The following is a 22,982-nucleotide window of genomic DNA, read 5'->3' as shown; positions in this document are numbered from 1 at the left end:
CGGCGGGGCTCGATCGGGGGGTGGTGCCGGGTGCGATTGGCATGTCCGCAACAATAGAAAAGGGAAGTTATGGGTCCGTTAAGAACCGAGTCGTAAGCTATCCCACGGGCGGATCATTGGCCATGTCAAAATCGACCGGAATCCCGCTTGTTAACCTGAATCGTTAATGCCTGGCCGGAATAATTCGTTATTTTTCAATGCGAAAAAAAATATGCCGTCGGAATGATTGACCATTTCCGATATTCGGCGGAACCTTCAAGCGTCATCACCGGGTAAGCATATCGCTGCAGAGCAGGGGGGCCTGGACTGCGCGGAAGAACAACGGATCGCTCCCGTTCGCGGGAGATCCCGGTGAAGATCAGGGGGCTGCGTAACCGGCTTCCCTGTGGAAATACATGACGGCAGTCATGTTCGACCGATCCGTCGTGTTCACAAGGGGTTATGAACATGATCAAGTTCTTCCGCGATTTCATCAGCGACGAAACCGGCGCTTCGGCGGCCGAATATGCATTGATCCTTGCCATTGTCGGGACGGCGATTGCCGGTGCTGCGATCACGCTTGGTGGCTCGATCAGCAATGCCATGACCGGCGCAGCGAGCTGCATCAGCACGCATACCACCGCAGCCTGCTCATAATAGTTCAGAGGCGCGGCCGGATTACTTTCCGGAATCCGGCCGCGTCCTGCCTCGCACTGCAAAACGCATGGGGGGGACTATGCAAGGACGCAATCTCATCGTGATCGCCATTGCGGTGGTGGTCGGCATTGCCGCGGTGATTATCGCCAATGCCTATTTTTCCGGGGTCGCGACGCGATCCGAACAGGCTGCGAAAGATCAGCAACTCACCAATATTGTCGTCGCCGCACAGGATATGTCCTTCGCGACGCCGTTGACCGCCAGCAATTTGCGGCTCGCCGCTTATCCGGCCAAGTCGGTTCCGGCGGGCGCCTTCATGTCGATCGCCGAGGCGACCAAGAACGGGCGGGTCGCGTTGCGCCCGATCGTGATTGGCGAACCGGTGCTCGCGTCGAAGGTGTCCGGGGCCAATGGCCGCGCGACGATCGCCGCCAACCTCCCCGCGGGCAAGCTCGCTTATGCGGTGTCGATCAACGACGTGAACGGCGTGGGCGGTTTCGTCCGGCCCGGCGACGTGGTCGACGTGCTGCTGACCCGCCCGATCCCGGGCGAGGGGGCGACGGCCAATGACAAAATGACCGATGTCGTGCTGGAGAATGTGCCGGTGCTGGGCGTCGATCAGGTGTCGGACGAGAACGCCACCAAGCCGGTGATCAGCAAGACCGCGACGCTCGAGGTCGATACGATCAGCGCGCAGAAGCTGGCGCTGGCCGGGCAACTCGGCGTGATCAGCCTGGCGCTGCGCAACGTCGCCGATCAGGTCGCGGGAACGCGCGCCACCGTCCTGCCGCGCCAATTGAGCGCGACCAATTACGTCATCCCGGTAAAGCGCAGCGCCAATCCCGCGCCCTCGCTGCCCCGGCTGCCGCTGCCGCGCCTGACGGCCGGCCTGTCCCATCCATCGGCCGTGCTTCGGCCGGGTCCGGCGATGACCGTGATCCGCGGCACGACGGTCAGCGAATATGGGGTGCAACATGGCAATTGACCGCAAGGCGCGTGTGGCGCGCCGCCCGCTGCTGGCGCTTTCCGCAGCGCTCGCCGCCGGGCTTCCGCTGGCGACCCCGGCTCCTGCGCTGGCGCAGGGTGAGGCGGGACTGCGCGGCGGGACGCTCGAAGTCCCGCTCAACAAGAGCCAGGTTGTCACCGCCGATCGCCCGATCGCCAAGGCATTGATCGGCGGCGACGACAAGCCCGACAAGATGATCGCCGATATCGTGCCGATCACCAATCGCTCGATCTATGTGCTCGGCAAGAATATGGGCACGACCAGCCTGACGCTATACGATGCGGCGGGGCGGGTGATCTCGGTGATCGACATCGCGGTCGGCCCCGATGTCATCGCGTTGACTGATCAGATCCGCAAATTGCTCCCCGGCGAGCCGATCGAGGCGGCGATCTCGAACGATTCGATCGTCCTCACCGGGATGGTGGGCAGCCCCGCCGCGGCCGATCGCGCCGCGCAGCTCGCCAAGGCCTATGCCGGCGACAAGGTGATCAACCTGATCTCGGTCGGGTCGAGCCAGCAGGTGATGGTCGAGGTGCGCTTCGCCGAGGTCGATCGCAACGCGGGCAAGGATCTGGGCGTCAGCGCCTTCGCCAATTCGCGCGGCGGCTCGTTCCGCGCGGCGACCGGGCAGGGTGCGCAGCTCGTCCCCGGCCAGCCGGTCACCGTCACCACGCCCTTGCCCGGCGGCGGGACGTCGACGACGTCGGTGCCGGGGGCATCGGTGTTGCAGCTCGCGTCGATCACCGGGACGTTCGGCATCTTCCAGAAGATGTTCAACATCGGCGGGCTGTCGATCGACGCGACGCTCAACGCGCTGGAGACGCGCGGGCTGGCCAAGACGCTGGCGCAGCCGACGCTGATCGCGCTTTCGGGCGAGAAGGCATCGTTCCTCGCCGGCGGCGAATTCCCGGTGCCGGTGGTGCAGAGCGGCGGGGCGGGGGGTGGGGGCGCCCCGCCGATCACGGTGGAGTTCAAGCCGTTCGGCGTCAGCCTCGCCTTCACCCCCACGGTGCTCGGCGACAAGACGATCAGCATGATCGTCCAGCCCGAGGTGAGCCAGATCGATCCCAGCGCGTCGCTGACGATCGGCAGCATCAGCATTCCCGGGCTGCGCACGCGGCGCGCCAGCACCACGCTGGAGCTGCGCGACGGCGAAAGCTTCGCGATCGCCGGGCTGCTGCAGAAGGATTTCAAGACGACGATCAACCAGATCCCGTTGCTGGGATCGATCCCGATCATCGGTGCGCTGTTCCGCTCGACCAATTTCCAGAAGGATCAGACCGAGCTGCTGATCATCGTCACCCCGCACCTCGTCGCGCCGGTCAAGCCGGGCGTCGCGATGCGGCTGCCGACCGACGAGATCAAGGACCCGAGCCAGGCGGAGACGATCCTGCTCGGCCAGGCCTATCACCCGCAACCCGCCACGCCGGCGCCCGCACCGGGCGCGGCCAAGAAGGCGCCTGTGAAGGACGATCGCTATGTCTATTGAGACGATGCGCAATGGGCTGATGCTCGGCGCGGCGGCGGCGCTGCTCGCGGGCTGCGCCACCGACGGCCAGGGCGATCCGGTGCTCGGCTGGGCCGACACGTTCGGCGAGGCGAACAAGCAGGCGATCGCGGCGCAGGTCATCGATCCGCATCCGGTCTACGACACCGCGCTCGCGCCGGCCAGCGGCGACCACGCCGCGCAGGCGATCACCCGCTACCGCACCGACAAGGTGAAAAAGCCCGAGCGGCTGACGACCTCGAGCGTGGCGGGGTCGTCGTCGGGCACGAGCGCCACCACCCCCAATCAATGATCGCAGCGACGTGTCGGGACGAAGCATCATGGGCAATCTCCAGCTTCCCACCACCAGGTTCGCGGACTCCGCGGTGCGCAGCGATTGCCGGGTGACGGTGATCGCCACGCCGGCGCACATTGCGCCGCTGGCGGCGGCAGCGGCGGCGACCCCGCTCGCCGACCTGCGGCTCGCGCCGCTCGCCTGCGACGCGCCGGTGCCCGAGGCGTTGCTCGGCGACGCGGCCTTGCTGGTGATCGAGGTCGATCCCGACAATGCCGCATCGATGCGGCGCGTCGGCGAGATCCGCGCGCGATCGCCCGATCTGCCGCTGGTCGCTGCGATCGACGGCGCCAGCGTTTCGCTGGTCCGCGCGCTGGTGCGCGAAGGGGTCAGCGACGTCGTCTCGCTGCCGTTCGACGTGCAGGAGATGCTGCAGGTCGTGCTCGATACCGCGGCGCGGCGACAGAGCGCGCCGGGGCAGAAGCAGCGCCTCGCGCCGCTGATCTCGGTCGCGCGCTCGATCGGCGGGTGCGGCGCGACGACGGTGGCGACGCAGCTCGCCGCCGATCTCGCGGCGCACGATCCCAGCGGGCGCGGCACCGCCATCGCCGATCTCGATCTGCAATATGGCAGCGTCACCGATTTCCTCGGGGTCAGCGCGGCGCGCGGCGATCTCGCCGATCTGCTCCGCGCGGAGGACCGGCTCGACGAGGAACTGATCCGATCGGTGATCACCCGCGCCAGCGGCGGGATTTCGGTGGTCAGCGCACCGGCGGAGATCATGCCGCTCGAATCGGTCGATTCGGCGCAGCTGCTGCGGATGATCCAGCTGCTGCGGCAGGAATTCGGCCATGTCGTGCTCGATTTCCCGCCCGACTGGACGAGCTGGGCGCTGTCCGCCGCGCTCGCCTCCGATACGATCCTGCTCGTCGTCGATCTGTCGGTCGCGAGCCTGCGGCAGGCGCGGCGGCGGCTCGATCTGTTCCGCTCGGTCGGGGTCGAGCGGCAGGCGATCGAGATCGTCGTCAACCGGGTCGAGAAGCGGCTGTTCAAGACGATCGACCTCAAGGATGTATCCGATACGCTCGGCCATTCGATCCTCGGCAGCGTCTCGCTCGACGCGCCGTTGGTCAGCGCGGCGCAGGACCAGGGGCAATTGGTCAGCGACTTGCGCGACAAGAGCAGATTCTGCCGGGACATCGCGCAGATCGGCGCGCTGCTGCGCGAGCGGCTGCGGACGCGGGGAGATTGATCATGTGGCAGCTCCAGCGTTCCCGCCCCGCGACCGCCCCCGTCGATCCTGCCGCGCCGAGCAGCGCCGGCGACAGCGCGGAACAGGCGCTCGCGGCCGAGGCGGCGAGCCGGATCCTCTCGCTTAAGGTGAAAATCCACCAGCAATTGCTCGACAAGATCAACTTGTCGCTGCTCGACAAGATGACCCGCGAGCAGATCGCCGGCGAGGTCACCGGGATCATCTCGGATATTCTCGCGGCGAACAGCGAGGCGCTCAACCGCGTCGAGCGCACCACGCTGACCAACGACGTGCTCGACGAATTGCTCGGGCTCGGGCCGCTCGAGCCGCTGCTCAAGGACGAGAGCATCACCGACATCCTCGTCAACGGGTGCAATTCGGTGTTCGTCGAGCGGTTCGGGCTGCTCGAAAAGACCGCGACGCGCTTTCAGGACGAGCGCCATCTGCTGCGCATCATCCAGAAGATCGTCAGCGCGGTCGGGCGGCGGGTCGACGAATCCTCGCCGTTCGTCGATGCGCGGCTGGCGGACGGATCGCGCGTCAACGCGATCATCCCGCCGCTGGCGATCGACGGCGCGTTGCTGTCGATCCGCAAATTTTCCAAGAAACCGATCAGCATGGCGCGGATGATCGAGCTCGGCACGATGCCCGAGGCGATGGCGCCGCTGCTCCAGGCGATCGTCGGCGCGAGCCGCAACATCGTCATTTCGGGCGGCACCGGATCGGGCAAGACGACGCTGCTCAACGCCTTGTCCTCTTATATCGACGGGCGCGAGCGAATCGTGACGATCGAGGATTCGGCCGAGCTCCAGCTCCAGCAGGAGCATGTCGCGCGGCTCGAGACGCGCCCGCCCAATATCGAGGGCAAGGGCGAGGTTACCCAGCGCGATCTGGTCAAGAATGCGCTGCGCATGCGCCCCGACCGCATCATCCTGGGCGAATGCCGCGCGGGCGAGACGTTCGACATGCTCCAGGCGATGAACACCGGGCACGAAGGCTCGATGACCACCGTCCACGCCAATACCCCGCGCGACGCCTTGTCGCGGATCGAGCAGATGATCGGGATGAGCGGGATCGACATGCCGGTCTCCTCGGCGCGCGCGCAAATCGCCTCGGCGATCAACGTCGTCGTCCAGGTCGCGCGGCTGAGCGACGGCAAGCGCAAGATTGTCTCGCTCTCCGAGCTCACCGGGATGGAGGGGGAGGTGATCACGATGCAGGAGATCTTCCGCTTCCGCAGCACCGGGCGCGACGAGCAGGGCAATGTCCTCGGCTATTTCGAGGCGACCGGGATCCGCCCGAAATTCATGGCCGAGCTGGAGGCGCGCGGGATCCGGCTCGATGCCGAGATCTTCCGCCCGGTGTTGCGGGTCGGCCAGCCATGAGCGCGCTGCTCATCCGCGCCTTGCTGCTCGCCGCGATCTTCGGGTCGGTGTTCGTGCTGTCGCAGCTCGTGTTCGGGCTGACCTGGAACCGCCGGCGCGAGCGCGACGCGGTGAACAAGCGGCTGAAGATGCTGCGCGCCGGGCTGGACCGCGAGGCGGTGTCGCTCGCCTTGCTCAAGAATGTCCCGCCCCCGCTCAGCCCCGATGCCGGGCCGCTCGAACGGCTCTATGCGCGCTTCGCCCGGATGGTGATGATGTCTGCGGTGCCGATCGAATCGCGCGCGCTGATGCTGATCGTCGGGCTTGGTTTCCTCGCCGCGCTGGCGCTGATTTCCGCGTTGGTGTGGATCGCGAAATTCTCCTTCGGCATCGGGGTGTTGTTGCTGATCGTTACCGCCGCGGCGGGCTTTGCGATCGGGCTGCCGCTGATCGTGCTCGGGCGGATCGCCGAGCGCCGGCGGGCGCGGATGGAACAGCAATTCCCGGTCGCGCTCGATGTCTTCACCCGCTCGCTGCGCGCCGGGCATCCGGTCGCGGCGGCGATCCAGCTCGTCACGGAGGAGATGCCCGATCCGATCGGCAGCGAATTCGGGCTGGTGTCGGACGAGATCGCTTATGGCGCCAACCTGCCGGACGCCTTGTCGGCAATGGCCGAGCGATGGGGGCTGGACGATATGCGGATGTTCGTCGTGTCGATCTCGGTGCAGAATGAGACGGGCGGCAATCTTGCGGAAATCCTGGAGAATCTCTCGCGCGTCATCCGCGATCGCGCGAGCATGTTCATGATGGTCCGCGCGTTGAGCTCGGAAGGGCGGATGACCGGCTGGCTGCTCACCGGCCTGCCGGTGCTCGCCTTTTGCGGGCTGATGGCGATCAACCCCGCCTTCTACCTCGATGTCGCGCGCGATCCGATCTTCGTCATCGGCTTTCCCGCATTGCTGCTGCTCTACACGATCGGCTTCATCTCGATCCGCCGGCTGGTGGACATAAAGGTTTGATATGGCTGACATCATATCGACAAATCCGTTTGCCCGCACCGCGCTGCTGATCGCGCTTTTCGCGCTCGTGGTCGGGGGGGCGCTCGCGGTGCTGAGCGTCGTGTCGCGGCGCACCGCGGTGCGCGGCCAGCTTCGCACCATCTCGCAGCGCGGGACGGGGGTGGGGCTGGTCGAATCGCTCCAGCGGCGCCGCGACGACAATTGGACCCGGCTGGTCGACCGGATCGAGCGCACCGGGCTCAGCCTCGGCGATACCAAGTCGAGCGAGCTGCGCGAGAAACTGCTCGCCGCCGGGTTCGATTCGCCCTCGGCGCCGCGGGTCTATAATCTGATCCGGCTGCTGCTGGTCGTCGGGCTGCCGCTGCTGCTCGTGCTGCTCAGCACCGCGGGCGGCTATCAGCTTTCGTTCGGCCGGCTCTATATCGTCGGGTCGATCCTCGCGCTGGCGGGGCTGTATATCCCCGCGCTCGTCGTGCGGGCGAAGGCGGACCGGCGGCGGCAGGCGATCACCAACGGTTTCCCGGACAGCCTCGATCTGATGCTGGTGTGCGTCGAGGCGGGGCTGGGGCTCGAAGCCGCGCTCGACCGGGTCGGGCGCGAGCTGGTCGTGTCGCACCCGCTCGTCGCGCAGTTGCTGACCGGCGCGACGCTGCAATTGCGCGCCGGCGCCTCGCGCGAAAAGGCGCTGCGCAGCATGGCGCAGGCCGCCGGGGTGGAGGAGGTGGGATCGTTCACCACCTTGCTCATCCAGTCCGACAAGCTGGGATCGAGCATCGCCGCCACGCTACGCGTCTATGCGTCGGAAATGCGCGAGAAACGCCGGATGCGCGCCGAGGAGAAGGCGCATCGCATCCCCGTGCTGATCTCGGTGCCGCTCGTCGCCTGCATGCTGCCGGTGATGATCGGCGTGCTGATGCTGCCCGCCGCGGTGCGGGTCGTGCGAACCGTTACCCCGGCATTCCACCACGGAGGTTGAGATGCGCAAGATCGCCTGTGCCGTCGCCCTGTCGCTGCCGCTCGCGGGATGCGGGTCGTTCCCCGGCGCGCATCTGTTCGCGCACCACGCGCACCGATCCGCGCGACCGGTGATGCTGGCCGACAAACAGGTCGTCGGGACCCCTTCAACCGACGCCGGACGTGCCGCGCTCGACGGCGGAAGGCCGGGCGAGGCGATCGAGAAATTCCAGAAGGCGCTCGCCACCGGCGAGCCGCTCGCGCCCGCGCTCAACGGGATGGCGGTGGCTTATGCGCGGATTGAGCGGTTCGATCTCGCCGAGCGTTTCTTCCGCGAGGCGATCTCGGTCGATCCGGTCGAATCGCGATACCAGACCAACCTCGCGGTACTGATCAACGCGCCCGCGCTGGCGCAGCGCCGTGCCGAGATACTCGCCGCGCCTGCCACCGCCCCGGCGCCGGAAACCGCCGCCGCGGCGCCGCCGGCCGGCGGGCTGCAACGCGTGTCGCGTTACGAGGTGCGCATCGTGACCGGCACGACGAGCTATCCCGCGCCGCTCGTCGCGAAGCAGCTCGCGGTCGCCCGCCCGGTGGTCGTGCGTCCGGCCAAGGCCGAATGACGCTGCTGCCCGCCGTCTCGGGGGCGCTGCTGATCGCGGCCGGCGTGGCGGCGATGTGGGGCGATCTGTTCCGCCGCACGATCCCCAACTGGCTGTGCGCGGCGACAGCGATCGCCGGGCTCGCGCTCGGCTTCGCGACCGGCGGGGCGGCGATGCTGGGCTGGCATGCCGCGCATGCCGCGATCGCGCTGGTCGCCGGGATGCTGCTGTTCAGGATCGGGCTGTTCGGCGGCGGCGACGCCAAATTCTACGCCGCGGTCGCGGCCTGGTTTCCGCTCGCGGCGGCGCCGCGGCTGCTGATCTCGGTCGCGCTGTCGGGGCTGGCGTTGCTCGTCGTCTGGTTCGTCTATCGCCGCGCGACCGGCAAGCCGATCAGCCGCAGCGGCGACAATCCCGGTGACAAATTGCCCTACGGCATCGCGATCGCGATCGGCGCGCTCGTCGCGCGGCTGGCGCTGGCTTAGCGCGCGCAAGGTCTAGAAAGAAGCGGTCAGATTGAACGAGCTATAGGCGCTCACCTTGCCGGGCGGCGCGTTGGGCGCCTCCTTGAGGAAGCGCCCCTTCATCAGCAAGGTGCCGTCGAATTCGAAGCGCAGCCTGTCGGGCCGCACCCACCAGCGCAGCCGCGTATCGAGCTGATGCCCGGCAAACGACCCCGACCGGCCGCTCGCATCGCGCACCCCGGTGGTCGAGAAGCTGTCGGTCGGTTCCGCCAGCCACAGCGCGCGATAGGTGAGGAAGGCGTCCCAGCGCTTCGACGGTGCGATCTCGAACCGCGCGCCGGGCGTCGAGATGTTGGCGCGGCCGACCGCATTATACAGCCCGGCCGGGGCGAGTTCGGCGCGGCGCATGCCGAACAATGTATCGAACCGGCCGTAGCTGCCGCCCGCCTTGTCGCCGCTCGCCCTGTCATAATGCAGCGACAGCCGCAGCTTGAGCGCGCCGGCGAAGGAATAGCCGCCGCTGGCGTGGATGAACCAGGCCGACACCGGGAGCGTCGCCGCGGCAGGGGCGGTCGATGCGCTGATCGTCCCCGACTGGTGGAACGCCTCGACCTCGCCGTCCGCAGCGCCGGTGGCGGGATCGCGCCACAGCCGCCCACCCACGGTGTTGAGCGATCGATCGCGCGTCGGGCGCCCGGGGGTGTCGTGTTCGCCGAGATGGAAGAATGACGCTTCGGCCGTCACCGCGCCGATCGCCTTGGCCTTGGCGACGGTCCCGCCCCACAGGACCTGATCGAACCCCTCATGGTCGAAACCGACCGCATTGTCGCGCAGCGACGCCGGCGCGTCGGGCCGGCGCTGTTGCGGCAGGACATAGATGCCGGTGGCGGTGATGCCGCCGGGGGTCGCGAGATCGAGCCTCAGGCCGGTATAGCCGTTGGTGGTGTTGCGATATTCCTCGGCGCCGACGAGCCGGCGGGAGCCGAGATTGAGCGTGAACCGGCCGACCTGCCCGGAGATCTTCACCGCGCCGATCGCACCGCGCGCGCCGATATAGGCCTGCACCGGTTCGAGCGCGTTGACCTCGCCGGTGGTGACCGGACTGCCCTTGTCCTCGCCATAGACCCGGCTGTCCCACAGCTCGCCGGCGACGGTGAACGGCCCGGACTGATATTTGACGAGCAATGTCGTGCGCAGATTGAGCAGCTCGTCGTTACGGTTGTAGCCGACGCGCGGTTGATTGGTGATCGTCTCGTAGCGGATCCGCATCGTCCCCGAGATGTCGAGACCGTCCGCATCCTGCGCGAGCGCCGGGGTCGCCACCGGCACCAACGCGATCAGCCACAGCGCGCGCGTCAATTGCATTCATTCCCCCGAGGCCCCTGTCGTTGGGCAAGGGCTAGGCGGCGCGTTCAAGGCCGTCACGCTAGATTTTGTTCCTCGTCGCCGAGGCGGGCTTGCCGGTTCGCGCGCCGCCCGCGGTCATCGCCGCGGCAAAGCGTCGAGCGCCGCCTGGTAACGCTCGATCAACGCGGGATCGGCATCGCCCCGGTGCTTGCCGAGAAACCGCGTCAAGGCATCGCGATATTCGTCGATGAAGGCGGGGTTGCCGGGGCTCGCCGCAAGCTGGTTGGCGGCCTTATCCACCGGCGCGCGATCCTCGGCGACCATCTGCCTGATCCCATAAGGCGACTGGTTGCGCATGATGACGAAGTTGCGCGGGAAGCCGGGGATATATCTGGTGACGAACCGCTCGCCCTCCGGCGGGATCAGGATCGCGTTGGTGATCGGATAGATGCTCGCGGACATGCTATCGAACGCCGTCACCACGTCCTTGCCATCCGCCGTCTTGAGCGCGGCGCTATAGGCCCAGACATTCGCGTCGTTGAGCGTGGAACTGGTCATCTCCGAATGGGTGACGACGCCCGTTCCGCCGACCCCAAAGGCGCTGAGAAACAGCGCGTTGAAGATGTGCGCCAGGAAGATGTTGAGCTGGCCGTAGATGAAGAAGACGAGGATCAGCCCGTACCAGCCGGGGCTGCCGCGCCACCGGGCCAGCACATGCGCCAGCGCGACCCCGAAGAGCGTGAGCAGCGGCCATGACCAGAAAGGATGCTGGGTCAGGAAGAACAAAATGGCTGACAGGATGACCATTCGAGTCCGTTCGTTCGACAGGCGCTCGATATTTGATATTTATATCAGGTGGATAGGTAAAGCTCCGCTGACTTATCGCCCCGTAAGCTGGCGGAAATAGGCCAGCGTCTCGGCCATGACATGCGGCGGCTCGGGCAAGGGGAAATGGCTGAGCTTGACGATCACCGTGCGGCTTTGCGGGTGGACGTAGATGAACTGCCCGGCAAGGCCGAGCGCGCTATAGGCGCCGGGCTGGTCGTCGAGTTGCCAGAATTGGAAGCCATAGCCGCGGCCGCCGAACGGGGTCGGCTGGTCGAACGGGATCATGCTGGTCGCCTGCCTGATCCAGCCGCGCGGGAGCACCGGTTTGCCGTCGCGCACGCCGTCGTCGAGCATCAGCTGGCCGAGCCGGGCATAATCGCGCAACGTGGCGTTGAAGCCCATCCCGGATAGTTCGCGGCCGACCCCTTTCGCGCCGTCGGCGATCCAGAAGGCGTCTCCTTCCATCCCCGCCGGCTGCCACAGATTGGCGGCGGTGAATGCGGCGAGCGACTGGCCGGTGGCGCGCTCCAGCACCCAGCCGAGGACGGCGGTGTCGAGCGTCGCATAGTTGAACCGGCTGCCCGGCTTCGCCGCCCGCGTGATGGTCGTCGCGCGATCGGCGAAGCGCTCCTCATTGAGCACGATGGCGTGGCGGTGGATGAGCGCGGCGAGGCTGGGCTTGTCGCCGAAATCGTAACGCTCCTCGTAATCGACCCCCGATCGCATCTGGAGGATATGGCGGATCGATACGTCGCCATAAGCGCCGGCGCGCAATTCGGGGACATATTTTCCCGCCGGATCGTCGAGCGATTTGATCATCCCCTTGTCGAGCGCGATGCCGATCAGCAGCGAGGTGATCGATTTGGCCATCGAAAAGGAAATGAAGCGGTCCGACGGCCGCGAACGGTTGCGATAATCCTCGAAGACGATCTTGCCGTCGCGCAACACGATCAGCGCATTGGTATAGGTGCGCCGCGCCCAATCGTCATAGCTGCGGGTGACGCCGCCCGAGCTGAAGGCGGGCGGGGTGAGCTTCGCGCCCTCTGCGAGCGGCCGGACGGCATCGCCGTGGGGGACGGCGCGGGTTTCGAACATGTCCGCCGAATGGCGGAAATTGAAGGCGCTGATGTCGGCATCGAGCCAGTGCTCGCGCATCTGGATGACCGGGTCGGGCGGCACATCGGCCTGCGCGAACGCCGCCGCCGGCGCGACCGCGCCGGCGAGGAGGAACGGGGCGAGAAAGCGCATCGAACGATCTGCGATCATCGGATCCTCATGGACATGATCTGGCGGGGAGAAGGCGACGCGCGCGCGGCGCGTCGCCCGGTCAGAATTCCTTCTTGATCGTGATGGCCCAGGTTCGCGGCAGCCCGGGCGCGCCGGAGATCACGCCGACCGAGCTGAAATTGGTGTTCATCGAGGTGAAGTAATATTTGTCGGTCAGGTTGCGCACCTCGAACGCCGCGCTCCACCCGTCCGACGCGCTGCGCCAGGTGACCCGCGCATTGGCGAGGAAATAGCCGTCGATCCGGCTCGTCGCGATCAGCGTCGGCAGCGGGCCGCCGCCGGCACCGGCGGTGGTGGTCGAGACGATCGCGGCATCGGTGTTGACCGCGTCGACATAGATATGGGACTGATAGCTGCCGTCGACCCGGAAGCTCAGCGCGCCGCCGAGCACGTCCGGCACCTCATATTGCGCCCCGGCATTCCATTTCCACTTTGGGGTGAAGGGCGGGACCATGTCGAGCCGGACGCCGGTATTGGCGCTGCCGAGCGAGGTATATTTGAAATCGAGATAGCTGACCGATCCGTCGAAGCTGAGGTTGCTCGTCGGCCGCAGCAGGGTTTCGACCTCGACGCCCTTGACGTGCGCCGACCCGACGTTGGTCGGTTGCAGGCACGGCGTCCCCTCGGTGCCCGCCGCGGTCGGGCAGTTGAAGACGGTCAGGATGATATTCTTATAATCGTTGTAGAAAGCCGAGGCGTTGAAACGCAGCATCCGGCCGAACAGATCGGATTTGAACCCGGCTTCATAAGCGGTGATGGTTTCCGGCGAGAAGGGCCGAACCTGGCTGGGATAGAAGGGGCGGGGGTTGATGCCCCCGGCGCGATACCCGGTCGATACCTGGGCGTAGAGCATCAATTCGGGCGAGACGCGATAATCCGCCGCGACGCGCCAGTCGGTGCGCTGCGACTTGAAATGCGCCTGGAGGCCGTTGAGCCCGAACAACAGGCAGTTGGGCGAATTGCCCACCCCGGTCGGCCCCGCCGTGGCTGCGCCGAGGAAGAACTGGCACGGCCCCTGGATCGCGGTGCCGTCCGGATTGTGGCGGACATAGCCGTAATCCTTGGTGTCCCACGACGATCGGATGCCGCCGGTCAGCGTCAGCGCATCGACCGGCTTGAAGCTGGCATTGGCGAACAGCGCCTTGTTGGTCGCCGGGGTCGGATCGGGGCCGTGGAGGAAATCGATCCCGGCGTAATTGAGATCGATCCGCCCGGTGAACTTGCCCTTGGTATCGAAATAGAAGCCGCCCACCGTATAATCGAGGCGGTTGCCGAGCGCCTTGCCGGTGAGGCGCAGTTCCTGGCTCCACTGGGTATTGCTCTGCTGCTGCTCGTACATCGACGATTGCAGCGGCGCGCCTTCGGCGAAGGACCAGTCGGCTTCATAGTGGCGATAGGCGGTGATCGACTTGAGCGCGAGCCCGTCGCTGATCGTCCAGTCGATCGTGCCCGCGAAGCCGTAATTGTCGAGATTGGAATGCGGGGTCAGCGACAGGGGCTTATACGCCATCTGGCCGTCGCGGGTCGCATTGTCGGCATAGGTCCCATAATTGATGAAGCGCCGGTCGTAGCCGGCCGGCGGGGTGTCGCAGCTATTGGCGCCGAACGCGACGAAGGCGCAGTTGAGCGCCACCGGGCTGCCGTTGACCCCGGCCAGCCACGGGCGCGGGCCGCCGGTCGCGCTTGGGCCGGTGAACACCCCCGCCTTGTTGGCGAACAGCAGCACGCTCGCCCCGGCCTCGTCGCGCTGGCGGGTAAAATCGCCCGAGACGTTGATCTCGACGTTGCTGGTCGGCAACCAGCGCAGCGCGGCCTTGGTCGCGACGAAGCTCTGCCCGCCGAGCGTGCCGAGCTCGGGCTTAGCGTCGCTCGCCTGGGTCGGCACGTTGGAGCCGGGGTGGGTCTGGGCATAATCGAGGCGCTTGACGTAACCGTCGCGATTCTTGGTCGCGGCGGAAACGCGCAGGAAAAGGTTGTCGGCCAGTTTCAGGTCGATATGGCCGCGGGCGTCGATGCGGTTGTAGCTGCCGTAGGTCGCTTCCAGTGCGCCGCTGCCGTCGCCCTGCGGCTTGACCGAATAGAGTTTGATCGAGCCGCCCAGCGAGTTGCGCCCGGCCAATGTGCCTTGCGGACCGCGCAGGATCTCGACGCGGTCGAGATCCATCAGATCGAGCAGCGAACCGGTCAGCGTCGGCAGATAGACGTCGTCGATATACATGCCGACGCCGGGCTCGAGCGCGAAATTGGGATCGGATTGTCCGACGCCGCGGATGAAGGCGATGATGCCCGGGCCGAGATAGCCGTTTTGCGGCGCGAGCGTGACATTGGGGGTCTGCGCGGCGACTTCGGAAATATTGGTCTGCCCTTTGGCCTCCATCGCGTCGCCGCTGAGCGCGGTGATGGAGAGCGGCGTATCCTGCAGCCGCTGCGAACGGAATTGCGCGGTGACGACGATGTCGCCCGTCGCAGCCGGCGTTTCAGCCGCGGGCTGGCCCGCTGGCGCCGGCGCCTGCTGCGCACGAGCCGCCGGGGCGAATGAAAGACAGGCCAGCGCGATCAGGCTGGCGCCACGGAAATCCGCTTTGATTCTCATGTTCCGACATCCCCTCTTTTTGTATGCTTATGATACAATTGACTTAAATTTTTGCCCCCGGAGCCGGGCCGCGGGTCAGGTCTTCAATGTCGTTGGCGAACCGGGTAGCGCTCGTATATGCGATTATTTCTAATACGTGAACTCATATTCGCAATTGGGGTCTCGGAGCCGCGGCGGCCGATTCCAGCTTAAGGGGCGCGCAGAAATCCTATCTTGGAGATAGGTTATCAGCTTGCCACCTCAGGCGACATGATCACGGGTTTCATCGCGCGGCGGCCGGGGTTCGGCGTACAGGTGGCAATCGGGATGCTGGCGGGGCTGGCGCTCGGCCTGCTCGCGCGCGATCTCGGCGGGGCGGACGGCGCGCTGGGCGCAAGCCTGCACACGATCGGCCAGATTTTCGTGCAATTGCTGAAAGTGCTGGTGCCGGCGCTCGTCTTCACCGCGATCGTCGGCTCGATCGCGGCGTTGCGCGATCTCCAGAATGCGGCGCGGCTGGTGGTGCAGACATTGTTGTGGTTCGCCGCGACCGCGCTGATCGCGGTGCTGATCGGGATCGCGTTGGGGGTGACGCTCCAGCCGGGGCTGCATCTGGCGGGAGCGGTCTCGGGTGCGGCGGCGCCCGCGACGACCGGGTCGTGGCTCGATTTTCTGAAGGGCCTGGTGCCGGCCAACCTGCTCGGTCTCAACGCGGCGACGACGCTCAAGGATGGCGCGGCGACGACCACGCTGGGCTTCAATGTGCTGCAGATCATCGTCGCGGCGATCGCGATCGGCACCGCGGCGCTGCGTGTCGGGGAGGCGGGGGCGCCGTTCCTCGCGTTCAACGCGTCGGTGCTGGCGGTATTCAGGCGCCTGCTCCGCTGGGTGATCGCGCTCACCCCGATCGGTTCGGCGGCGCTGATCGGCGATGCGGTGGTGCGCTATGGCTGGGGGACGCTGTCGTCGCTCGGTGCGTTCGCCGCGACGGTCTATTTCGGGCTCGCGCTGGTCTTGCTCGTCGTCTATCCGGTGCTGCTGCTCGTGCACGGGCTGAGCCCCGGGTGGTTCTTCCGCGGCGCGTGGCCGGCGATCCAGCTCGGCTTCGTCTCGCGCTCGTCGGTCGGGACCTTGCCGGTGACCGAGGAATGCGCCGAACATGGCCTCGGCATACCGCGCGCTTATGCCGCCTTCGCCGTTCCGCTCGGCGCGACGACCAAGATGGACGGCTGCGCGGCGATCTACCCGGCGATATCGGCGATCTTCGTCGCGCAATTCTTCGGCCTGCCGCTGCACCTGTCGGACTATGTGCTGATCGCATTCATCTCGGTGCTGGGATCGGCGGCGACCGCGGGGCTGACCGGCGCGACGGTGATGCTGACGCTGACGCTTTCCACCCTCGGGCTGCCGCTGGAGGGGGCGGGGCTGTTGCTGGCGATCGATCCGATCCTCGACATGGGGCGGACCGCGGTGAATGTCGCCGGGCAGATGCTGGTCCCGACCATCGTCGCCAAGCGCGCGGGGTTGCTTGCGCCGGCGCCCGCCGCGCCGCCCGCGTCCTGGCATTCGGACGAAGGGCTCGGGGTGGGACGGCCGCGCTCCTCCGCTTAATTTGCCGGTGCGCCTAGAAGCTCGCGGGCGTGCACGCGCTCACCACGCGCGCGGGCACGTCGCCGATGCACCGGAACCGATGCGGGCGAAAGCTTTCGAAGGCATAGGCATCGCCCGCCGACAGGATCTGGCGCACGCCGTCGACGGTCACTTCGAGCTGCCCGGCGATCACCAATCCGCATTCCTCCCCCTCATGGGTCAGCGGGATGCGCCCGGTATCCGATCCGGGCTGATAACATTCCCACAGCATCTGCAATCGCTTCCCCGCCATCGTGCGCCCGACCTGGCGATAGGAGATCGGCCCCTTGCCGATCTCGACGAGATCGCACGCGCGATAGAAGAAGGTGGGTTTTTCCGGCAGTTCGAGCGCGAAGAATTCGGCGAGGCCGATCGGGATCGCTTCGAGGATGCGCTTGAGCGCGCCGACCGACGGATTGGTGCTGTTGGCCTCGATCAGCGAGACGGTCGAATTGGTGATCCCCGCGCGCTTGGCGAGCGCGCGCTGCGACAGCCCGGCGCGCTCGCGCACCTGCTTCAACCGGCCGCCGATATCGAGATCGTCCATCGCCCCTGACTCCGAACTGTTGAGGGTGTTCGATATACCGCAACATTATCGCGCGAAAGGCGGCGATCGCGGCATTTCCGCGGGCGCAAGAAAACGGCTTGTCCGGCGCGTCGTTTCGCGGTCTCTAACCGGGAGAGGAGCCGCCGGGACATGAACGATATCTCGAACAATTCGGGCATGCAGGCTTATTGGATGCCGTTCACCGCGAACCGCCAGTTCAAGGCCGCGCCACGGCTTCTCGCGCGGGCGCAGGGCATATATTATCAGAGCGACGACGGGCGCGGGGTGCTGGACGGCACCGCCGGCCTGTGGTGTGTCAACGCCGGGCATGGCCGCCGGCGGATCAGCGAAGCGGTGGCCGAGCAGCTCGATCGCCTCGATTACGCGCCGTCGTTCCAGATGGGGCATGACAAGGCGTTCGAATTCGCCGATCGCCTGAGCAGGATCGCGCCGGCGGGGCTCGATCGCATCTTCTTCACCGGATCGGGGTCGGAAAGCGTCGATACCGCGCTCAAGATCGCGATCGCCTATCAGCGCGCGATCGGGCAGGGGACGCGCACCCGGCTGATCGGGCGCGAGCGCGGCTATCACGGCGTCGGCTTCGGCGGGATCACCGTCGGCGGGATCGTCAACAACCGGCGGGTTTTTCCGACGCTTACCGGCGCCGATCATCTGCGGCACACTCATGATCCCGATCGCAACGCTTTCTCGCCGGGGCTGCCCGAACATGGCGCCGAACTGGCCGACGATCTCGAGCGGATCGTCGCGCTACACGGCGCCGAGACGATCGCCGCGGTGATCGTCGAGCCGGTCGCCGGGTCGACCGGGGTGCTGTTGCCGCCCAAGGGCTATCTCCAGCGGCTCCGCGAGATCGCCGATCGCCACGGCATCCTGGTGATCTTCGACGAGGTGATCACCGGGTTCGGCCGGCTCGGCGCCCCGTTCGCGACCGATTATTTCGGGGTGACGCCCGATCTCATGACGACCGCGAAGGGGCTGACCAACGGCGTCTTCCCGATGGGGGCGGTCTTCGCGCGGCGCGCAATCCACGATGCGCTGATGGCCGGGCCGGAAAACGCGATCGAGCTGTTTCACGGCTACACCTATTCCGGGCACCCCGCAGGCTGCGCCGCAGGGCTCGCGACGCTCGATATCTATGCCGAGGAAGGGCTGCTGACGCGCGGCGCGACGCTCGGCGATTACTGGCGCGATGCGATGCACACGTTGCGCGACGCGCCGCACGTCATCGATATCCGCACGCTCGGGCTGGTGGCGGGGATCGAGCTTCGGCCGCGCCCCGATGCGGCGGGTGCACGCGCCTATGAGGCGTTCGTCGATTGTTTCAACCGCGGGCTGCTGATCCGTGTGACCGGCGACATCATCGCGCTGTCGCCGCCGTTGATCGTCGAGCGCAGCCATATCGACACGATCGTCGCGCAGCTCCGCGATGCGCTTTCCCGCCTTGCGTGAGGCGGGGATCACAACCTCGCCGCGCCGGCCGGGCGACGGCCGGCGATGGATTCCGGCGTTATTTCCGCAATGTCTTCAGATAGGCGATGATCGCTTGGCGATCGGCGGCACCGGGCACCGCGATCGGCATCTTGGTGCCGGGGACCAGTTTGCCCGGCGCGGTGAGAAAGCGATCGAGCTTCTCCGGGGTCCAGACGATCGCCGAGGATTTCATCGCCGGAGAATAAGGATAAGCCGCGGCACCCGCCTTTCGCCCGACGATGCCGTAAAGATTGGGGCCGATGCGCGCGGCGCCACCGGCCGTCGCGTCATGACAAACCGCGCAGCGCTGCTTGAACGGCGCGTCGTTCGCCGCCTGTGCGTGCAGCGGGGTTGCCGCGATCAGCAGCGCCGCGCCGATCCATTTCTCCATCGTCACGCGAGCGAGTCTTTCCTGCCTCTGATTTGTGATCGCAGCTAGAGCTTAAGGCGATGAGCGTCAACTATCGGGACGGGATAATTTGACTCAATAGGTTGAGATCACAGACAAGGCTCGAAACGACCGATCGAGTCGACAGGAGACGGCAATGGCCATTGAGCGGCGGGACTTCCTGAACGGTGCGGCGATAGCGATCACGGGCATAAGCGTCGCGGCGCGCGCGGCGGCGCAGGGTGCCGACGGCGCGCCGGCCAATCCGCCCGCGCTGGAGGGGTTGCGCGGCAGCGCGCCCGGCTCCTTCACCGTCGCGCACGGCGTCCGCGACGGCAAGGTCTATGATCTGGATAGCGTGCCGGTCGCCGAGGCCTATGACCTGATCATCGTCGGCGGCGGGATCAGCGGCTTGTCGGCGGCTTATTTCCATCGGCAGCTTTTTCCCCAGGATACGATCCTGATCCTCGACAATCATGACGATTTCGGGGGGCATGCGCGGCGCAACGAATTCGATGTCGATGGCAAGACGATCCTCGGTTACGGCGGCACCCAGTCGATCGATTCCCCGCGCACGCGCTACAGCGCGGTCGCCTCGAACCTGCTGCGCGATCTCGGGATCGAAATCGACAAATTCGCCACCGCTTATGATCAGGGCTTCTACGATCGCTATGGACTGGGTTCGGCGACCTTCTTCAAGAAGGAGGTCTATGGCGTCGACCGGCTGGTGCCGGGAATCCGCCGACGCGGCGGGACGGTCGGCGATCCCGATGCGCAGGCGCCGCCCGACGCGCAATCCGATGCGGCGACGCGCGCGATGATCGATCAGTTTCCGATGTCCGATCGGGCGAAGGCGCTGATCGCCGAACTGGAGACGTCGACGCGCGATCCGTTGGCGGGAAAGACGGTGAAAGAGAAGCGCGCGATCCTCGATCACATCAGCTACGAACAATATATCCGCCAATATTGGGGCGCGACCGACGAAGTCGTCGCTTATTACCAGCAACGACTGGAGGGCCTGTGGGCGGTGGGCATCGATGCCTTGTCGGCGTCGCAGTCGTTCGGATCGGTGCCGGGCTCGCGCGGGTTGAAACTCGGCCGCGAGCATGACGAAGAACCCTATATCTATCACTTTCCCGACGGCAATGCGTCGATCGCGCGGATGCTGGTGCGGCGGCTGGTGCCGGGCTCGGCGCCGGGGAACACGATGGAGGACATCCTGTTCGCCCGGTTCGATTATGCCGCGCTCGATCGCGCGGGCGCCCCGGTGCGGCTGCGGCTGCAATCGACCGCGGTCAAGGTCCGCAATGCGGGGGCGCATACCGAAGTGGGCTATGTGCGCGACGGGAAGCTGGTGCGCGCCAGGGCGCGCAATACGGTGCTCGCCTGCTATAACATGATGATCCCCTATATCCTCGACGGGGTGCCGGCGGCGCAGGCGGCGGCGCTGCGCATGAACGTCAAGGCGCCATTGGTCTATGTCAACGTCGCGCAGCGCAACTGGCGCGCCTGGGCGAAGCTGGGCATCGACACTATCCGCAATCCGGCGGGGATGTTCTCGTCGATGATGCTCGATTTCCCGGTGTCGCTCGGCAATTACCATTTCGCGCGCACCCCCGACGATCCGATCGTCGCGCATCTCATGTTCGTGCCGATCTCGCCGGGCAAGGGGCTCGACATGCGCGCGCAATTCCGCGCCGGCCACGCGCGGATCTATGCGATGAGCTTCGGTGATTTCGAACGCGGCATCCGGGATGAGATGACCCGCATCCTCGGCCCCGGGGGCTTCGATTTCGACCGCGACGTCGCCGGTATCACGGTCAACCGCTGGCCGCACGGCTATGCCTATACCGCGGACCCGCTGTGGGACGATCCGGCGGTGCAGGCCGAACGCGTCCGTGTCGCGCGCCTGCCCGTCGGCTTGGTCACGATCGCCAATTCGGACGCGGGATGGGATGCCTACACCAATGTCGCGATCGACGAGGCGCATCGCGCGATCGGCGAGATCGCGGCGATGCGGGGCGGTGTTGCCGCCACGAAGGCGGGTTGATTGGGCGCGCGGTGTCGCGCGCGGTCCGGACGAGGGGGAAGAGAGGCATGGACAGCAGGTTGCAGCAGAACCGCCGGGGCTTCATCGGGCTCGCCGCAAGCGGCGCGGCCGGGCTGATCGGCGGCGGGTGGAGCAATGTCGCGGCAGCGTTGACCGGCGCGGACGCCGATCTGATCGTCCGCAACGCCAAGGTCTATACCGTCGACGACAGCCGGCCCACCGCGCAGGCATTTGCGGTGAAGGACGGGCGCTTCATCGCGGTCGGATCGAGCGAGGAGATCGCCGGGCTGGCCGGGCGGCGAACCACCGTCATCGATGCCAAGGGGATGACCATCACCCCCGGCTTCATCGATTGCCACAACCACGCATCGGGCAATTCGCTGCTGTACGACGTGCTGGTCGGCAATCCGTTCGAAGTCGAATTCGTCACGATCGACAGCATCATCCAGAAGCTGCGCGCGCGGGCCGCGGAAACGCCGGGCGACAGCTGGATCCGCGGCGAATTCTACGACGATACCAAGATCAAGGATAAGCGCCCGATCGATATCCGCGATCTCGACAAGGTGTCGACCACCCGGCCGGTTTCTGTGCGCCACCGCGGCGGGCACACGATGGTGTACAATTCCAAGGCGTTCGAGCTCGCCGGCGTGACCAAGGACACGCCCGATATGCCGAGCGGCACCTATGACAAATTCCCCGACGGGACATTGAACGGCCGGGTCACCGATCGCGCCAATGCGGTGTTCGAAAAGGTCGGGCGGTCGATCGATTATTCCCCCGACGAGCGCGATCGCCGCGATCGTGAAGGGGCGGCGCATATCTCGCAGATGTTCGCCAGATACGGGTTGACCGGCGTGTGCCATCAGGGCGGCAATCTGCGCGCGATCCAGCAGATCCGCGCGCAGGACCGGCTGCTCCACCGGGTGAGTTACGAACCGGCGGCGGATGTCGTCGAGACGATGATCGCGGCCGGGCAGATGACCGGCTTCGGCGACGAATGGATCCGGCTGGGCGCGACGATCGAGCATACCGCCGACGGCTCCTTCTCGGAGCGGACGATGGCGCTCAGCGCACCCTATCCGGGATCGACGACCGGCTATCGCGGCAATGTCACCGAAACGCAGGATGATCTGAACGCCTGGTGCGAGCGCATGCATCGCGCCGGGATCCAGGTGAATTGCCACGCCAATGGCGATGTCGCGATCGATCATGTGCTCACCGCCTATGAGCGCGCGCAACGATTGCTGCCCAACCGCGACACGCGGTGGAAGATCACCCATTGCAGCCTCGTCAACGACGATCTGCTGCGGCGGATGAAGGCGCTCGGCGTCTCGCCCGCGCTGTTCAACACCTATGCTTATTACAATGCCGACAAATTCCACTTCTACGGCAAAGAGCTGATGAGCCACATGATGCCCTATCGCAGCATGTTGGACATGGGCATCCCCGCGTGCATCGGCTCCGATTTCCCGCCGGGGCCGTTCTCGCCGCTGATGGGGATACAGGGGATGGTGACGCGCACCGGCTGGAACGGCGAGACCTGGGGCGCCAACCAGCGGATCAGCGTTGCCGAAGCCATCCGCGTGAGTTCGCTCAACGGCGCCTATGATACGCACGAAGAGCATATCAAGGGCTCGATCACGCCGGGCAAGCTCGCCGATTTCGTCATGCTGGCGGACGATCCGCACGCGATCGATCCGTCGCGGATCAAGGATATCCAGATCGTCCGCACCGTCGTCGGCGGTCGCACCGTCTATCAGGCGTGAGC

The 22,982-nt window shown here is 66.4% G+C and carries 20 protein-coding genes; 14 read left to right on the top strand and 6 right to left on the bottom strand.

The features are described 5' to 3' along the window. Nucleotides 1-447: 447 nt before the first annotated feature. The 10 genes from NED98_RS00635 to NED98_RS00590 all read left to right on the top strand — a co-directional run bounded on the left by NED98_RS00635 (nucleotide 448) and on the right by NED98_RS00590 (nucleotide 9,096). Nucleotides 448-636, top strand: coding sequence for a Flp family type IVb pilin (locus NED98_RS00635; RefSeq protein WP_179514011.1), 189 nt, complete (start codon nucleotides 448-450; stop codon nucleotides 634-636). Between the two features lie 79 nt (nucleotides 637-715). Next, nucleotides 716-1,621 (top strand): Flp pilus assembly protein CpaB, encoded by a 906-nt coding sequence (gene cpaB, locus NED98_RS00630; protein WP_265311448.1) that lies wholly within the window; start codon nucleotides 716-718, stop codon nucleotides 1,619-1,621. After that, a complete protein-coding gene (locus tag NED98_RS00625; protein WP_265311447.1) occupies nucleotides 1,611-3,131 on the top strand; it encodes a type II and III secretion system protein family protein in 1,521 nt (506 codons plus the stop codon). The genes cpaB and NED98_RS00625 overlap by 11 nt, the downstream gene beginning before the upstream one ends. Then, entirely contained in the window at nucleotides 3,121-3,441 is a 321-nt protein-coding gene (locus NED98_RS00620) for a hypothetical protein (protein WP_265311446.1), read from the top strand. The genes NED98_RS00625 and NED98_RS00620 overlap by 11 nt, the downstream gene beginning before the upstream one ends. Nucleotides 3,442-3,451: 10 nt before the next feature. Continuing rightward, entirely contained in the window at nucleotides 3,452-4,675 is a 1,224-nt protein-coding gene (locus tag NED98_RS00615; RefSeq protein ID WP_265311445.1) for a CpaE/TadZ family protein, read from the top strand. A gap of 2 nt (nucleotides 4,676-4,677) precedes the next feature. Then, nucleotides 4,678-6,060 (top strand): TadA family conjugal transfer-associated ATPase, encoded by a 1,383-nt coding sequence (locus tag NED98_RS00610; protein ID WP_265311444.1) that lies wholly within the window; start codon nucleotides 4,678-4,680, stop codon nucleotides 6,058-6,060. Next, on the top strand, nucleotides 6,057-7,058 hold the full coding sequence (locus tag NED98_RS00605; RefSeq protein ID WP_265311443.1) for a type II secretion system F family protein: 1,002 nt from the start codon (nucleotides 6,057-6,059) through the stop codon (nucleotides 7,056-7,058). Before NED98_RS00610 ends, NED98_RS00605 begins: the two co-directional genes overlap by 4 nt. 1 nt (nucleotide 7,059) lies before the next feature. Beyond that, nucleotides 7,060-8,034, top strand: a complete 975-nt coding sequence (locus NED98_RS00600) for a type II secretion system F family protein (RefSeq protein ID WP_265311442.1) — start codon at nucleotides 7,060-7,062, stop codon at nucleotides 8,032-8,034. Between the two features lies 1 nt (nucleotide 8,035). After that, nucleotides 8,036-8,632, top strand: coding sequence for a tetratricopeptide repeat protein (locus NED98_RS00595; RefSeq protein WP_265311441.1), 597 nt, complete (start codon nucleotides 8,036-8,038; stop codon nucleotides 8,630-8,632). Then, nucleotides 8,629-9,096, top strand: coding sequence for an A24 family peptidase (locus NED98_RS00590; RefSeq protein ID WP_265311440.1), 468 nt, complete (start codon nucleotides 8,629-8,631; stop codon nucleotides 9,094-9,096). The genes NED98_RS00595 and NED98_RS00590 overlap by 4 nt, the downstream gene beginning before the upstream one ends. Nucleotides 9,097-9,108: 12 nt before the next feature. On the opposite strand, the gene NED98_RS00585 is transcribed toward NED98_RS00590, so the two are convergent. The 4 genes from NED98_RS00585 to NED98_RS00570 all read right to left on the bottom strand — a co-directional run bounded on the left by NED98_RS00585 (nucleotide 9,109) and on the right by NED98_RS00570 (nucleotide 15,130). After that, nucleotides 9,109-10,440, bottom strand: coding sequence for an alginate export family protein (locus NED98_RS00585; protein ID WP_265311439.1), 1,332 nt, complete (start codon nucleotides 10,438-10,440; stop codon nucleotides 9,109-9,111). 117 nt (nucleotides 10,441-10,557) lie between these two features. Next, nucleotides 10,558-11,229 carry a hypothetical protein gene (locus NED98_RS00580; RefSeq protein WP_265311438.1) on the bottom strand — a complete coding sequence of 224 codons (672 nt, stop codon included), beginning with the start codon at nucleotides 11,227-11,229 and terminating at the stop codon, nucleotides 10,558-10,560. A gap of 72 nt (nucleotides 11,230-11,301) precedes the next feature. Then, nucleotides 11,302-12,516, bottom strand: a complete 1,215-nt coding sequence (locus NED98_RS00575; RefSeq protein WP_265311437.1) for a serine hydrolase domain-containing protein — start codon at nucleotides 12,514-12,516, stop codon at nucleotides 11,302-11,304. A gap of 61 nt (nucleotides 12,517-12,577) precedes the next feature. Continuing rightward, nucleotides 12,578-15,130 carry a TonB-dependent receptor gene (locus NED98_RS00570; protein WP_265311436.1) on the bottom strand — a complete coding sequence of 851 codons (2,553 nt, stop codon included), beginning with the start codon at nucleotides 15,128-15,130 and terminating at the stop codon, nucleotides 12,578-12,580. 249 nt (nucleotides 15,131-15,379) lie between these two features. Here NED98_RS00570 and NED98_RS00565 point away from each other — a divergent pair, with 249 nt between their 5' ends. Further along, the gene (locus NED98_RS00565) at nucleotides 15,380-16,720 is read left to right on the top strand and encodes a dicarboxylate/amino acid:cation symporter (protein WP_265311435.1); all 1,341 of its coding nucleotides are present in this window, start codon (nucleotides 15,380-15,382) and stop codon (nucleotides 16,718-16,720) included. 13 nt (nucleotides 16,721-16,733) lie between these two features. Here the strand turns inward: NED98_RS00565 and NED98_RS00560 are convergent, their stop codons facing one another. Continuing rightward, complete coding sequence (locus NED98_RS00560; RefSeq protein ID WP_265311434.1) at nucleotides 16,734-17,285, bottom strand: cupin domain-containing protein; 552 nt, start codon at nucleotides 17,283-17,285, stop codon at nucleotides 16,734-16,736. A 150-nt stretch (nucleotides 17,286-17,435) separates the two neighbouring features. Here NED98_RS00560 and aptA point away from each other — a divergent pair, with 150 nt between their 5' ends. Next, entirely contained in the window at nucleotides 17,436-18,755 is a 1,320-nt protein-coding gene (aptA, locus tag NED98_RS00555) for an omega-aminotransferase AptA (protein ID WP_265311433.1), read from the top strand. 58 nt (nucleotides 18,756-18,813) lie between these two features. On the opposite strand, the gene NED98_RS00550 is transcribed toward aptA, so the two are convergent. After that, nucleotides 18,814-19,167, bottom strand: a complete 354-nt coding sequence (locus tag NED98_RS00550) for a c-type cytochrome (RefSeq protein WP_265311931.1) — start codon at nucleotides 19,165-19,167, stop codon at nucleotides 18,814-18,816. A 154-nt stretch (nucleotides 19,168-19,321) separates the two neighbouring features. Between NED98_RS00550 and NED98_RS00545 the strand changes: the two genes are divergently transcribed. Continuing rightward, nucleotides 19,322-21,214: an NAD(P)-binding protein gene (locus NED98_RS00545; protein ID WP_265311432.1), complete on the top strand. Its 1,893-nt coding sequence runs from the start codon at nucleotides 19,322-19,324 to the stop codon at nucleotides 21,212-21,214. Between the two features lie 47 nt (nucleotides 21,215-21,261). Continuing rightward, nucleotides 21,262-22,980 carry an amidohydrolase gene (locus NED98_RS00540; protein WP_265311431.1) on the top strand — a complete coding sequence of 573 codons (1,719 nt, stop codon included), beginning with the start codon at nucleotides 21,262-21,264 and terminating at the stop codon, nucleotides 22,978-22,980. Nucleotides 22,981-22,982: the final 2 nt, after the last annotated feature.

This window comes from Sphingomonas lycopersici (assembly GCF_026130605.1).
Lineage (GTDB): Bacteria > Pseudomonadota > Alphaproteobacteria > Sphingomonadales > Sphingomonadaceae > Sphingomonas > Sphingomonas lycopersici.
This window is presented reverse-complemented; position numbering and strand designations above follow the sequence as displayed.

Excerpts from the sequence above, each read along its gene's own strand:
- NED98_RS00635 (WP_179514011.1), top strand. The coding sequence starts at position 448 with ATGATCAAGTTCTTCCGCGATTTCATCAGCGACGAAACCGGCGCTTCG.
- cpaB (WP_265311448.1), top strand. The coding sequence starts at position 716 with ATGCAAGGACGCAATCTCATCGTGATCGCCATTGCGGTGGTGGTCGGC.
- NED98_RS00625 (WP_265311447.1), top strand. The coding sequence starts at position 1,611 with ATGGCAATTGACCGCAAGGCGCGTGTGGCGCGCCGCCCGCTGCTGGCG.
- NED98_RS00620 (WP_265311446.1), top strand. The coding sequence starts at position 3,121 with ATGTCTATTGAGACGATGCGCAATGGGCTGATGCTCGGCGCGGCGGCG.
- NED98_RS00610 (WP_265311444.1), top strand. The coding sequence starts at position 4,678 with ATGTGGCAGCTCCAGCGTTCCCGCCCCGCGACCGCCCCCGTCGATCCT.
- NED98_RS00605 (WP_265311443.1), top strand. The coding sequence starts at position 6,057 with ATGAGCGCGCTGCTCATCCGCGCCTTGCTGCTCGCCGCGATCTTCGGG.
- NED98_RS00600 (WP_265311442.1), top strand. The coding sequence starts at position 7,060 with ATGGCTGACATCATATCGACAAATCCGTTTGCCCGCACCGCGCTGCTG.
- NED98_RS00595 (WP_265311441.1), top strand. The coding sequence starts at position 8,036 with ATGCGCAAGATCGCCTGTGCCGTCGCCCTGTCGCTGCCGCTCGCGGGA.
- NED98_RS00590 (WP_265311440.1), top strand. The coding sequence starts at position 8,629 with ATGACGCTGCTGCCCGCCGTCTCGGGGGCGCTGCTGATCGCGGCCGGC.
- NED98_RS00585 (WP_265311439.1), bottom strand. The coding sequence starts at position 10,440 with ATGCAATTGACGCGCGCGCTGTGGCTGATCGCGTTGGTGCCGGTGGCG.
- NED98_RS00580 (WP_265311438.1), bottom strand. The coding sequence starts at position 11,229 with ATGGTCATCCTGTCAGCCATTTTGTTCTTCCTGACCCAGCATCCTTTC.
- NED98_RS00575 (WP_265311437.1), bottom strand. The coding sequence starts at position 12,516 with ATGATCGCAGATCGTTCGATGCGCTTTCTCGCCCCGTTCCTCCTCGCC.
- NED98_RS00570 (WP_265311436.1), bottom strand. The coding sequence starts at position 15,130 with ATGAGAATCAAAGCGGATTTCCGTGGCGCCAGCCTGATCGCGCTGGCC.
- NED98_RS00565 (WP_265311435.1), top strand. The coding sequence starts at position 15,380 with ATGATCACGGGTTTCATCGCGCGGCGGCCGGGGTTCGGCGTACAGGTG.
- NED98_RS00560 (WP_265311434.1), bottom strand. The coding sequence starts at position 17,285 with ATGGACGATCTCGATATCGGCGGCCGGTTGAAGCAGGTGCGCGAGCGC.
- aptA (WP_265311433.1), top strand. The coding sequence starts at position 17,436 with ATGAACGATATCTCGAACAATTCGGGCATGCAGGCTTATTGGATGCCG.
- NED98_RS00550 (WP_265311931.1), bottom strand. The coding sequence starts at position 19,167 with ATGGAGAAATGGATCGGCGCGGCGCTGCTGATCGCGGCAACCCCGCTG.
- NED98_RS00545 (WP_265311432.1), top strand. The coding sequence starts at position 19,322 with ATGGCCATTGAGCGGCGGGACTTCCTGAACGGTGCGGCGATAGCGATC.
- NED98_RS00540 (WP_265311431.1), top strand. The coding sequence starts at position 21,262 with ATGGACAGCAGGTTGCAGCAGAACCGCCGGGGCTTCATCGGGCTCGCC.